11 protein-coding genes are annotated in these 13,669 nt (G+C 44.3%); 1 reads left to right on the top strand and 10 read right to left on the bottom strand.

All coding sequences use genetic code 11. The annotated features are described in order from the left end of the window. Nucleotides 1-11: 11 nt before the first annotated feature. The 9 genes from MCG98_RS08910 to MCG98_RS08870 form a co-directional block, all read right to left on the bottom strand. A complete protein-coding gene (locus MCG98_RS08910) occupies nt 12-1,373 on the bottom strand; it encodes an ATP-binding cassette domain-containing protein (RefSeq protein WP_240301650.1) in 1,362 nt (453 codons plus the stop codon). Beyond that, nucleotides 1,324-2,370 carry a histidine kinase gene (locus MCG98_RS08905; protein ID WP_240301649.1) on the bottom strand — a complete coding sequence of 349 codons (1,047 nt, stop codon included), beginning with the start codon at nt 2,368-2,370 and terminating at the stop codon, nt 1,324-1,326. Before MCG98_RS08905 ends, MCG98_RS08910 begins: the two co-directional genes overlap by 50 nt. A gap of 8 nt (nt 2,371-2,378) precedes the next feature. Beyond that, nucleotides 2,379-3,956 carry a response regulator gene (locus MCG98_RS08900; RefSeq protein ID WP_240301648.1) on the bottom strand — a complete coding sequence of 526 codons (1,578 nt, stop codon included), beginning with the start codon at nt 3,954-3,956 and terminating at the stop codon, nt 2,379-2,381. A 22-nt stretch (nt 3,957-3,978) separates the two neighbouring features. Beyond that, on the bottom strand, nt 3,979-4,392 hold the full coding sequence (locus tag MCG98_RS08895; protein ID WP_240301647.1) for a hypothetical protein: 414 nt from the start codon (nt 4,390-4,392) through the stop codon (nt 3,979-3,981). A gap of 42 nt (nt 4,393-4,434) precedes the next feature. Beyond that, a complete protein-coding gene (locus MCG98_RS08890; RefSeq protein WP_240301646.1) occupies nt 4,435-6,222 on the bottom strand; it encodes a PHB depolymerase family esterase in 1,788 nt (595 codons plus the stop codon). Between the two features lie 18 nt (nt 6,223-6,240). Beyond that, nucleotides 6,241-7,989 carry a PHB depolymerase family esterase gene (locus MCG98_RS08885; RefSeq protein WP_240301645.1) on the bottom strand — a complete coding sequence of 583 codons (1,749 nt, stop codon included), beginning with the start codon at nt 7,987-7,989 and terminating at the stop codon, nt 6,241-6,243. A gap of 69 nt (nt 7,990-8,058) precedes the next feature. Then, entirely contained in the window at nt 8,059-9,072 is a 1,014-nt protein-coding gene (locus tag MCG98_RS08880) for a sugar ABC transporter substrate-binding protein (protein ID WP_240301644.1), read from the bottom strand. Nucleotides 9,073-9,133: 61 nt separating this feature from the next. Next, entirely contained in the window at nt 9,134-10,132 is a 999-nt protein-coding gene (locus MCG98_RS08875; protein ID WP_240301643.1) for an ABC transporter permease, read from the bottom strand. 25 nt (nt 10,133-10,157) lie between these two features. Further along, nucleotides 10,158-11,651 carry a sugar ABC transporter ATP-binding protein gene (locus MCG98_RS08870; protein ID WP_240301642.1) on the bottom strand — a complete coding sequence of 498 codons (1,494 nt, stop codon included), beginning with the start codon at nt 11,649-11,651 and terminating at the stop codon, nt 10,158-10,160. A gap of 302 nt (nt 11,652-11,953) precedes the next feature. On the opposite strand from MCG98_RS08870, the gene MCG98_RS08865 reads away from it, so the two are divergent. Beyond that, nucleotides 11,954-12,421 carry a hypothetical protein gene (locus tag MCG98_RS08865; protein ID WP_240301641.1) on the top strand — a complete coding sequence of 156 codons (468 nt, stop codon included), beginning with the start codon at nt 11,954-11,956 and terminating at the stop codon, nt 12,419-12,421. Nucleotides 12,422-12,501: 80 nt separating this feature from the next. Here the strand turns inward: MCG98_RS08865 and MCG98_RS08860 are convergent, their stop codons facing one another. Beyond that, nucleotides 12,502-13,602 (bottom strand): Gfo/Idh/MocA family oxidoreductase, encoded by a 1,101-nt coding sequence (locus tag MCG98_RS08860; RefSeq protein WP_240301640.1) that lies wholly within the window; start codon nt 13,600-13,602, stop codon nt 12,502-12,504. Nucleotides 13,603-13,669: the final 67 nt, after the last annotated feature.

Genomic DNA, 13,669 nt, shown 5'->3' with positions numbered 1-13,669 from the left:
TATAGCCGAGATTACTTTTGCGGCAGTCCCTGAGTCAAAACAATAACTGCAATTCCCTTCCTGGACATTTCCATGATCATCTCAACCGCATTTTTCTCAAGATACACGTCCACGCTTTTAAACGGTTCCACACAGACAACAATCTCCGGCGAATACAACAACCACCGGAGATAGAGTAATTTCTGTGCTTCTATCATGGTTAGCTCGGATACTTTTTTATGGATGAGGTCTTCTCCCATGTGTTTACCGCAATATTTCTGAATGCTGTTTTTTATTGATTTGTCATACCAGAAGCCGCGCATCCTCAGTCCGCGACTGATACACAAATTGTCATAAAAACTTAAATTAGAAAGAAGCTGACTTTTTGCCGGCTGTTCAATGACAACCATCGAGTACCGCTGCAGCATCCGATTTTTTTTCATCGGTTTATATTTTCTCTGGTTAATATAGATTTCTCCCTTATGCGGACGCAGCTCTCCCTTTAGAATCATTTCGATCTCCTTGACAGTGCTCCACTGGTCGGATGATATAGTGACAACCTCACCTGCATGAACTGCGAAATTGAGTCCCTCAAGACTGCCTGCAGATACATCTGAAAACCTGAGTACTTCTTTCACACCGCCGCGTGTATACTTCTTATTCAGCGAATCAAGATTAAGGCTGAAGTTCTTTTCTATTTCCAGATATCTGCTCTCGGATTTATCAGTTTCAATCAACACCTTTCCGTCAGACATGAAAACCAGTTTGTCCGCCAAGTCAGTAATCCTGTTAGGCTGATTAGCGAAAATTACAACCACGCAGTCTCCTGAGTCTCCCAATAGTTTTAGAAACTGATACAGTTCTTTTTTCTCCGGAACAGACAGATAAAGATTTCTCATATCTATCATAAAGATTTTTTTTCCGTGGATTTTTGCCTTCAGCATCTCTATTTGAATTCTCTGTATTACATTCAGCTTTTTTACCGGAGTGTCAACTGACAGTTTTATGTGAAATGCATCCATCATTTTTCTCAGTTCAAATTCCGAATTCTTTTTTCGAAAAAAGAATGGTGTCGTCTCCTGCAGGGCGAATACATTTTCGGCGAGCGTCAAAGTTTTAATAAACGAAGAATGATCATTGATCAACGTATAATTAGACTTAAATGCCCCCGTCTTTCCACTGTTGCTGATCAGTCGTCCCTCATAATACAGGAATCCTGAATCAAAATCCAGTTGCCCGCACAGACATTTCAAAAGATACTCAATCACATAACTCCTGTCAGATGTGATTCCTACAATATCCCCGCAAAAAACACGAATAAAAACAGAATATAAAATTGCATGCTTATTTTGAAGAACCATCCCATTCTCTATTCGCAGTAATTCCTTCTTCATTCCATTTATTCCTTTCCACCAACGGAATATTGATCTGTACGGTAGTTCCTATGTTTTTACACGAGAATACAGTGACACCATATTCAGCGCCAAATATAAGCTTAATCCTGCTGTTGATATTAGCCAGCGCTATTCCTCCCCGTCCTTCTTTCCTCATATTACAGGCGTTGGAGTTGTGCAGCGTCCCGTTGATACTGTCAACTTCACTTTTCTCCATCCCGATACCGTCATCAATCACTTTGATGATCAGCTCATACTGCGAACGCACTATATGGATACTTACCGTTCCCTTTTTCTCTTTACACTCCAGTCCATGCGAGATAGCATTTTCCACAAGCGGCTGCAGCGTCATTCTGGGTATACAATATCTGGAAGCAGTGGAAAATCCCTCCTCACTGTCTATCTCAAGTTTCAGATTTTTACCAAATCTAAACTGCTGAATTTTGAAATATTCTTTAACATTCTCCAATTCCTGAGCCAGCGTTGTCAAATGATCGAGGTCCGAAATGGAATAATAGAAAAAAGAGGCCAACGCCTCTGTTATGGATGCTATCTCATTTAAACCGGCGTCCAGCGCATCTCCTCTTATCGCATCCAGCGTATTGTACAGAAAGTGCGGATTAATCTGATTTTGCAAAGCAATCAGTTTTGCCTGTTCAACAGAGTATTTCAGCATTTCCTTCTTATTATCTGTTAACATCAAATATTGTAAAAACCTGTCACAGGCCGGGGTGATCGGGCGCTCTTCACATAGTTGTTCCAGTCCGATTCTTCCGGAAACATAGTCATCCATCGCTTTTTCTGTCTTTCCAAGCGGTCTGATCACATAGAGCTTAACAACGAACGCCGCCACTGCAAAGAAGCCTGCCCGGAGCAAAATAAAAGCCATCATATATATGCGATTTGACCTTGCCGGGAACAGCAGAATACTGTCCAGGATATAAAAGAACAAAACAAAAAGCAGTATTTTATTGATTCTGTTACTGATCGTATTCATAAAACTCCTCAGCCGTATAACTTTCTGTATTTAGCACATGTAATACCGGCTTCTCTTTTAAAGACTTTCATAAAGTATTTCTCATCCTGATAGCCTACCTTCCACGCGATCTCAGATATATTATAATCCGATTCAATTAACAGCTTTTTTGCGTGCTCAAGACGAACCTCCGTGAGATATTCCACAAAGTTTTTTCCCGTCTCTCTTTTAAACATCGTTGAAAAATAAACAGAATTCAACTTTACGACCGTACTTATATTTTCCAAGGACAGATTTTCACTGTAATGTTCATTGATATATGTAATCGCTGTTCGTATTGGCCTTTTCTCTAAGTTCTCCTCCAGCTTTTTAATTCGAAACAGTATTTCTTCTATCACTGTCCTGATGAATCTTATCATCTCAGAGGACTCAGCGCACATCCGCAATTCCAGAAGTTTGCCTTCTGCATATTCCGTGAGTTCCCTTTCCGAGTCAACTTTCTTCAGGATACCCACCATATGTTCCAGAAGTGTTCTGTACGCATCATAGATCTGCCATCCTGAAATGTTATGATTATCACTTTTGAAACCGTCTTCAAGCCTTGTCACAATCTCCATGATCCCACTGTAATTCAGGCTTTCGACGCAGCTTTTCAGCGAAGTTCTAAGAGCATCAGAAAAAATAATGTTTTCTTCATTTTCTCTTTCATGATAAACCAGAATCTTCTTATTCCCTCCGGATAACTTATCCCAAACGGCATATTGCGCCAGATCCATAAGTGCACTTAATTCTGATATATCCCCTGTTCCACCGATTCCAATGCAGGAACTTACTTTAATTACTTTATCCTCTACCAGCCTGATTTCCTTGAGTATTTTTTTCAGACTCTCAAAAAACGCCTGCTGTTCCAGTACATCTGTCTCAACAATCACCGGAATCATATCATGATATATCGCAGCGTAAACAGCGTATCCTTCTTTCTCCATCTGTTGAATCAAAAGGTGCAGAACATGCTCTGCAATTACATTTAAATTTTCACCTATCTTGATGTTCCCATGCAGATCAATTTTTAAAATAAAAACAGTTACTTCATTGCATTTAATATTTAAATTATAATGGCAGTTAATATCCTGGCAGGAGTGACAGGCTTCCACCTTTTCAGGGGACTGCATGAGATCGTAGATAATCTCTTTCTGCTTGTACTCTCGGTTCTCTGATTCTAATTTGAGTGTTTTATTTTTCTTCTCCACGATTCTTTTCAATGCATTATTAATATCATTCTGCCTGATCGGCTTTACAATGTAGTCGTCCGCCCCGTTTTTCAACGCTCCATATGCATAATCAAAAACTCTGTAACCGCTGATTACCAGAAAACTTATTTCCTTATTGAGGCGCTTCACTTCTTTGATCAAATCGATACCGCTCAGAGCCGGCATACGTATATCTGTAATGATAATATCCGGCTGCAGCTCTCTGTATGCCTCCAGCGCCGCATTTCCGGAATGAACCACAGAAACAAGCCGAAGTCCTAATTCTTCCCACTTTATAAGCTTTTCGATCAACTTACAAACGTGTTCTTCATCATCCGCGATCAATACTTTCAACATCAAACTACCTCCCCCCGATAGTTTATTTTGAATCGGGTCCTTTTCTCATCTGTGTTTTAATAACCTTCTCCAATTCCTCTGCATTTTCTGCATAAAAGGTCTTTTTTCTGTCAGTTTTCAGTATAACTTGTCCTTTCAAGGCATTGCAACTGAGAATTTTTTCATATAAAAACCGTCCTTCCATCGTTTCAAAATACCCATTATACAAGTGAATCCAGTTCTGACTGTCCCTTTTTATTTTAATCAGATAATAAATCAGCATAATAATAAATGCACATAAGATCATGATTTGTATCGGATTAAAAATGTGGCTGAAAAAAACAATCGCTTGAAAGACCAACACAACCATCGCTGTGGCAGCCAGTGACAGATATATCCTTCTGACATTTCCCTTCTCTGATTTGCACAGCAGCCGGGATTCCTTTATTTTTTCCATTCTCCGTGACCCTCCTCGTATATTCAACTAACCGGACAGCAGTTAATACTGTCCGGTTTTCCCATCTGAATCCCGGTAATACCCGGAAAAAAACTCTTCCCATATCCGGAACGACATTTCCGGCATCGTCGCATGAGGGAGATGTCTGATCCATGTATAGCGTACAAGGTCGCATACTCCCTTTTTGAAACAATAATCATGCCACAGCTGACTGTGAATCTGACTTTCTGCAAACTCCCCGGGGACCGACTCATAATCGTTCAGCCGGCACCAGAAGCGAATCGATTCGGCGGTTATATTATCCCCCGCAGGCACCGCGGGCAACAGCCATTCTTCTCTCTCACCCCCGAACATCCACACCGGCATTTCAACATCCGGCCGTTCCCTGAAATAGTCCTGCATCTGAAAATGATCCAGCGCATCTAAAAACAGCACGCCTGAGCATGGGGCTACCGCTGCAAACCAATGAGGTCTGGCAATCGCCAGCATCTGCACCATCAGCGAACCCATCGAATGCCCTGTCGCATAGACACGACCTTCGTCGATACAATAGGTATGCATCAAATCATCCAGCAGATATTCAAAAAAGTTAAGCTCATCGGGAAACTCCGGATTTGAGTAGATATTCCACGCCGGCAGAACCGTGATATCCCTGCTTATGGCACGATTTTCCTCCTTCACCGCAAAACAGCCGTGAACCGCTGATGGGAACACCACAATAAATCCGTATTCGTCAGCAACCTGATGCCAGCCTGAATTTCCGCTGTAGATTTCACCTGAACACGTATATCCATGCATAGCCAGGACAAGCGGTACTTTCCTGTCTGGATTTGCCTTTACGCTTTCCGGCACATAGACATACCATTCACGCATCCATCCGTCAACTTCCCTGTAATAATACTCCATATGCAAATCATCAATCAACGCACGCGTCATCCGCAGATCTCCGCCCGGCTGCGACATCCATCTGCGCACCGGATATAAAAATTTCTTCCAGATACGCCGATTCAGGAGGTTTCCATGATCCTTTGCAGGATTCTCAATCCTGCTCACCCATAGCCGATAGGCCTCTTTGTGTTGATTAAGAGGCGACAGCGTCTCTTTTGTCCGGATATGCTGTACCGTATCCGGATAAAGCATACTGCATTTGTCAGCTGCAAGCGCCCTTTTCCAATACGCTGTTTCACTATCATATGTATCATCACAGTTCCTGTCCAGAATGATCCATACGGGAACCGGAATTTCCCCTTTTTTCATTCCCAATCCTGTGGCATCCTCAAACCCATTCAAGCGGAAACAAACTTGTGCGCCTGCTTCTTTCATAAATTGTTCCGGTACAGGTTTTGGTGAGACGGCGGCAATGCCGGCATATACCGCGGGGTCATACATAGCCGCCATCTGTGCAATCGTTGCCCCGCTCCCGTAACCTGCCATATAGAATTTAGATTCATGAACGCAGAACAGATCCCGGCGGGCAAAACGATCATATGCCATTTTCACATACTCCACATCTCCGCCGTCTTCCCCGTATGGTTCCTTAATATTCCAATGTCCATGCCGCGGCTCCAGAAACATCAACGTTATTTTTTCTTTTTCTTCCTCTGTATCGGCTATCTCACGCCAGTTGCTCTTTTCCAGCATCTCCGCCGCAGATATCCCATCGTCCGGCAGTATCATGATACCGGCATTGGACGCCCGCGCCCCTTCAGGAATATACATGATCACGCGACGCATCACACCGCAGACCTCGATTTCATCCTCAAAAACGCCCACATGACTGGGCAGATAGGGATCTAACGGATCAATTTTTTGCCTGATTTTGCTCATCATTCACTGACCTCCGTGATCTCATCCAAGATATTCAACAGAACCATCTCTTTTTCGTTTAAATTTACAAAAATACTCGTCCCAGGTCATCCAGGCATTCTCCGGCGTATAAGCATGCGGAAAACCTTTCAGGGCACTGAATCTGACAACAGGTACTCTCTGTTTATCATACCACACATAGTTTTTATAGATACCATTCTGGTAAATTTTCGGTGACCGGTAATCAGCCCCGTTTTGCTCACAGAGCCTGCCGAGTACACATGCATTTGCTGATCCCTCCGTCAGATCAGCCTTGCTTCCAATATCTCTGTCCCCCTTAAACAGCCACGTTGGGCACACAACAGAATGTTCATATGAATTTAACCTGCATTCCTTTGCGATATCGCCCTCCGCGTATCCGTTTGGTCCGAATGCCGCAAAATATGCAGGCATTTTTTCGATTAATCTCTGTGTCATCGCGGAACCATTGGAGTGTCCGGCAACATAGATGCGCTCACTGTCAATCACATACTCTTCGCACATCTTTTCAATCATTGCCTTAAAAAATGGCAGGTCATCATGACCGTCAGACAGCGTCATCCCCGATCCCGACCACGCAGGTGTCGCGCACATACACGCTCCGTATATATGCATATACGCCGTTGGGTATACCATAATAAAATCTCTGGCTTCCGCCACACGATGCCACTCGGTGTTCTGCGCCCAGAACTCCCCGGTTCCGCACAGTCCGTGCAATCCGATCACCATCGGCAGCTTCTGCGTCTTGTCCCTTCTGTATGCGGAGGGTTCATAGACATACCAGTATCGTTTTTTTCCGTCAGCAATTATCTCCTTTTTGACAAGACCGATATCATCAGCTGTTATCGTTCTTCTCAGCTTACGTTTTCCCGTTCCTGCCCATCTTTTGAAACGAAGAAGAAATCTGGCGGCCTCGTCAAAAAAACATTCGCTCTCCCAGCCGGCAGTCTCTTCCGGTGTACTGACCCATACCTCAGCGACCGCCTGCTCATCAACCAGGCTTAAGACAGGATCTGGTTTCGGCATATACTTCCTGGCAAAATTTCCAACACTGTATCCTTCTTCGGTACGGCATGCGCTGCGATAGTATCTGACGGACCTTTCATCCTCTCCAATCAGCCAGACCGGAATCGGATTGTCGGATTTTCGGATATCCCTGTTTCCATCAGACGGCAGTGTTTTCACGATGTCAAGAAACTCCTCTGAGACGGAAGAATCCCCGCGCAGCACTGACGCGGCAAGAATGCTGCTGTACATCATGGTAAATACGTTTGCCGCATAGGCGCCGTCTTCCATGCCTAATACATAATAAGACGCCTCATTCCAGGTATAGAGATCCCTCAGGCTCATGTCCAGAAAGGCGCTTCTGGCATACGCAAGAATGTTTTCAACGCTTCTTTCTTTCCATAAAGTATCGGGGGACTGCAGGATAAGAAGAACCATGCAGTGTTCATCCGCCATTTTCCGGATACCGCTATGCTGTATATAGTCTTCTGCTGATATTTTTCCAGGTGCAAACACAAAGATTCCATCCCCGAATGGCGGAAAGTCTTCCGGTATATAGACCGCGTACGTTTCCTTATTATCACCGGTCTCAATACACCGCTGAAATATTCCGATGTGTGAGGACCTGTAGGGATCTGCCGGATCTACGGGCTTCTGAACAATATCACTCTTTCCGGATATACATAAAATATCAACATCCGTCCTGTCAAAATCAGGATCAAACTCATAGCCAGAATAATTTTCCATATGTTTTCCTCCTATTTCCCAAAAGCGGGCTGCCCTCTAGCATGACATCCCGCTTTTGACCCTCGTTTATTATTTTACAAATTCAGCCACATTGTCTGAAGTAATTGTCTGGACAGGTGTCTCAATCACAGGTTCAACTTCTTTCCCGTCAAACGTATCACAGATCGCCTGATACAGCGCCTCTGCCTGGGCATCCGGGTCCTGGCGGACAGTCATCGACATCTCACCGCTTGAGATGTAATTGAGCGCATCGTCAATCGCGTCAATCCCACAGACCATCACACCATCCAGCCGATTGGCGGCCTTCAGTGCCTCAATGGCTCCGCAGGCTCCCTGGTCATTGACCGTGACCACACAGTCGAAGTCATCATATGCCTGGATATAGTCTTCCATAATCGTCATGCCCTCTTCACGTGTATACATATATTCCTGCTGAGCGATTATTTCAACATCCCCGCCATTCTCGGCAAGACGATCACCCAAGCCGTCTTTCAGACCATTTTCCCTGTCAATGGAAATCTGATAGCCCATATTTCCGGCAAGATAGATGATTTTTGCATTTTCGGGAAGATTTTCATGCAGCCATTCTCCCTGACAATATCCACAGTCGTAATTAGAAACTCCTACATACACCTGATCACCGCCGGATGCCTGCGTTGAAAATGTAAATACCGGTATTCCTGATTTGTTGGCCTGCTCAATCTGAGGCACAAGGCTTTCCTGATCATTCGGGCACAACACAAGAGCATCCACATCCATCACAAGAAAATTGTCAACCTGCTCCACCTGTTTCTGGCTGTCATTGTTGGCATCTGCCCGTACTACTTCAAATCGTCCGTCCGCCTCACATGCGGCTACAAACTTGTCCTCCAGTGTTTTTAAAAACACATCGGATGCCAGACGGTTCGTAAAACCGATCGTGTAAGTCTCTTTCTCCTCACTGTCAGCACTGCTCTGTGAATCTTCTTTGTTCCCCGCATCATCGGAAGATCCGCCCCCAGATGAACAACCTGTTATCACTGTACACACCATCGCAAACCCGGCAATCAATGCCATCATCTTTTTCAGTTTACCTCGTTTCATATCGTTTCTCCTTTTTTCGTGTATTCTAAAAGCATTCCTTGCCTTTAGTTTCAGGTTTTCACTAAGCTGCCTTCTCCGTTCTGTCAGCCATCGCATTCTTGATTGCATTTGCGGAGGCACGTTTCGTCATGACATCCATCAGCACTGCCAGAAGGATAACAATGCCGGAAACGATATTCTGCCAATAACTGGTGACATTCAGAAGATTCATCAGATTATTGAGAATACCTACGATGGCAGCTCCGACAATTGTTCCTATCACATTACCGGAGCCCCCGTAGATCGAAACACCGCCTACGACAACAGCTGTAATCGCATCAAATGCATATCCCACGCCTGCGGACGGCTGACCGGAGGATAGCCGCGACATAAAGATAATCGCTGCAATGGCCGTCATGATGCCATCGTATATGTAAACTAATATAATGACTCTGTCCACATTGATGCCGGAGGCAATCGCCGCCTGCTTATTTCCGCCGACCGCCATAACCTGTCTTCCAAAGCAGGTCATGTTGAGCAAAACGTAGCTTACGGCCAAAACACCAAACATAATGATAACAGAGATCGGTACGAATCCTATATACCCCTGCCCGATCACTGTAAATTTCCCCAGACCGGAAATCGGATTTCCGTTCGTCGCCAGAAGGATGGCTCCCGACGCTATCGTATCGATCGCCAGACCGACAATAAATCCAGGCATTGACAATTTCGCCACGCAAAATCCGTAAAACAGTCCGATCACTGCCCCCAGTGCGATTCCGACAATCACTGCCAGAAAGACGCTACCAGTATGAATCATTACCAGACATGACGTACATCCCACACAGGCGATCAGTGAGTCATAGGCGATATTAATCTGTGCGGTGATCAACACAAAACAGGCTCCGCATCCAATTACGGTAACAACCACGATCTGCCGCAAAACATTTGTAAGGTTAGCCGGTTTCAGGAAGTTTCCCGAAAGCAAAGACGCAATCACAAATACCACGATCAGAATGGTGACAACGCCAAATTTGCTGTAAAATTCTGCAAAACTAAATTTCTTTTTTGTTTTCCTCATCTCTTCGATACCTCTCTTTTCCGAATCAGGTTGCTAATTTCATAATCGCTTCCTGCGATGCCTCTTCGCGTGTAAGTTCAGCAGCTATCCGCCCTTCCCTCATGACCATAACCCGGTCACTCATACCCAGGATCTCCGGCAACTCAGAAGATATCATGATAATTGCAATTCCCTTTTTCGCATAATCACACATAAGCTTATGAATCTCTGCCTTGGAGCCAACATCGATTCCTCTCGTCGGCTCATCCAGGATCAGGACTTTAATATCCCCCAGAAGCCATTTCGCGAGAATTGCCTTTTGCTGATTTCCTCCGGAAAGTGTCCGTATTTCCTGTTCTGGATTGGAAACCTTAATGTCGAAGGTATCAATCATATCATTGACCGCTTTTTTCTCTTCTTTTTTATTGACGATTTTTGCCTGCCTTTTAAATTGCCGGATAAAAGCCAGAGAAATATTTTCTCTTACTGATCTCACCGGAACAATACCCTCCGCCCGGCGGTCCTCCGATGCCATTGCAATCCCGTTGGCAATGGCATCTTCTGTACTTTTTATTTTCAGCTCTCTGCCATTCAGCATAATCTTGCCGGAGTCATAAGGATCCAATCCAAAAATGGCGCGCATCACTTCGGAACGTCCCGCGCCAACCAGACCTGAGAATCCCAGGATCTCTCCTGCACGGACCTTAAAATCAATTTCTCTGAAGACTCCTCTGCTGGTCAGGCCTTTCACTTCCATCACAACATCACCGATCAGTACTTCTTCTTTTGGGAAAATGTTTGAGATTTTCCGTCCTACCATGAGTGATATAATATCATCCTCTTTATACTTTTCAATTGGACCGGAGCTCACCCATGACCCGTCCCGGATGATCGTGATTTCATCCGCGATCCTCCTGATTTCGTCCATCTTATGAGTAATATAAATGATCGCAACGCCTTTCTCTTTTAATCTTTGAATCTGTCTGAACAACATATTGACTTCTGTGTCTGATATTGCCGAAGTAGGTTCATCCATGATAATGACAGATGCGTTCGTACTCATAGCTTTTGCAATTTCTATCTGCTGCTGTGCCGCAATACTCATCGTCTCCAGCTTCTGCGTCGCCTTATAGGGAATTTCCAACTCCTGAAGAAGCTCATTTGTCCTGTCATTTAATATTTTAAAATCCACAAATCCCTTTACTTTCTGTGGTTCCCGACCCAGATAAATGTTCTCCGCAACAGTCATCTGTCTGATTGGGTTCATTTCCTGTCTGATCATGGAGATTCCCATCTGGATCGTCTCCATGATCGTCCTTTTGCCAAGCTTTTGCCCCTTATAGATGACTTCACCTTCTTCAGCAACGTAATCTCCGTTTATGACCTTCATAAGCGTTGATTTTCCGGCTCCGTTTTCTCCGGCTATCACATGGACTTTGCCCGGTCGGATTTTCAGGTCCATCCCATCCAGTGCACGTACGCCCGGAAAGAGTTTCACGATATTCTTCATTTCGAGAATATATTCACCCGTGTATTCCATCCTTTATCTCGCCTCCTCTTTTTTATCATGTTAATTTTTTTTGACTTTTCTGTAAACTGACAAATTAAAGAAAAAGTGCATTATATTAATTTCATTGTGAATTTCATATATATTGCATGAATTTTCAATTTATGTTTTGTTGATTTTAGTTAACTACCGTATTCAAGAACTGATTTCAAGTACTTTCCTGTCTATGAAAGATTATTGTCGTCTTCAAAAATACATGCGACACTACTATTAGTACGGAGGCGCAAATGGCTGTGAAACATGGAGATACAGGCAATATGGGAGTGCTCTGATGAATGAGTGGTATCGTACAGGGGAATTATGCGAAAGCAATTGAAGTGCTGGAAGAAAGCAAACTGCTTGATGGTGAACATGCCGGACTGATGTCAGAATACAGCTGCCAGTTAATGAACCTTTATGAAAAGACAAATCAAAAAGAGAATTATAGGAAGGAAGTTATTGATCAAGTGTTTCAATGCAGACAGTACAATCTGGAATACATACAGAAACTAAAGAAAATCTGTGACGTGGCAGAATGGGAAGACTTCCGCGAACGGCTGTTAACTTCCCCAAATACATATTCAGTTAAATATGACTTTCTGAAGGAGGAGGGATTGTTTGAACGGCTCTTACTGGAAATAGAGAACAGCATATCTGTATATGCATTAGACCAGTATGAAGCAGTATTAAAAAACATTTTCCTGAGGAAGTCCGGGATCTGTCTATCAGGTATGTGCAAAAAGAAGAAGTGCGATGATGGATGAACTAAAAAAAGCAGGATTCTGACAGTCTTTAAGAAACCTTACATGCGAATGCAATATTCGCATGTAAGGTATTTTCATTTTTACAGCAACTCCCTCAAATAGACCGTCCGTTCCTCCCGAATAGACTTGTAACATGCCTCCACACATGCCATGGTGACGAGATTATCTTCTACGCTGATCTCGGGTTCCCTGTCTTCTTCCAACGCGCACATCAGGTCTGCCATCGTTCCCGTGAAGGCGTCCGGAAACCAGGCAGTCTTCCAGGATGGTGTCAGCCACTTGTCCGGAATTCTTGTACTCGCCAGCCTGAATGTACTGGGAGTGATCTCGGGAAATCTGTGCCAACCGATGGTGCCCAAAGCAATTCCCTCAGTACCCTCCACTCTCCAGTTGATATACCGCTCACTGGCACACGGCTCATCCGGTCCCGCGTACCCATCGTCAATGCTGTTGGCGATCAGGCCGTTTTTGTACTGCAGGATATATTCTGAAAGGCCATCTCTGTGCTCAAATGGAGTCCTCGGATCGGGTCTGCAGACGGCGATCACTTTTTCAGGATCGCCGAACAGATAACGAAAGCAATCCAGGTGATGGATCGCCAGATCCAGAATCTCAAATTTTCCATATGCTCTGAAGAAAGGCTGAACACCCGCGAGTGCCCGCAGGTCAATCGACGCAAGCACCGGATCACCCAGGTATCCCTCTTCCAGTGCATATTTCAGCGCCCGGATCGACTGATCATAGCGCATGTTCTGATTTACCGCCACTTTAATGCCCGCATTTTTACACATCCTCGATATTTCTTTCATATCATTCATATTGACCGCCAGAGGTTTTTGGCACAGAATCCCCTTGATATGATCCTGCTCACAGCAGAGCCGTACGATATCCTTCTGCACATGTGGAGGCAGCGCAATGTCAACGATCTCAATCTCCGAATCTGCGATCAGTTCTTGGATCGTCTGATAAACGTTTGGAATTTGATACCGCTCCCCAACTATTTTTGCATTTTCGTAAGTTCTCGAGGCAATTCCATATACACAGAATCCACTTTTTCTGTAAGCGCTCAGCTGGCATTCCGCCATGATAAAACCGGAGCCGATGCAGCCGATTTTCATTGTCTTATTCTTCGGCAGCCTGGGGAGTGTGGCCTGTGTAAATTCTTCGCATAAGTTTTCCATGTTGTGTCCTTTCCATACTTATAAGCCGATGCAATAGTTTCTGTTACACTGTTTTTCATATTTTCAT

The organism is Ruminococcus sp. OA3, from assembly GCF_022440845.1.
Classification (GTDB): Bacteria; Bacillota; Clostridia; order Lachnospirales; family Lachnospiraceae; genus Ruminococcus_G.
The sequence above is the reverse complement of the archived record's forward strand: the minus strand, read 5'-3'. Positions and strand labels throughout refer to the sequence as shown.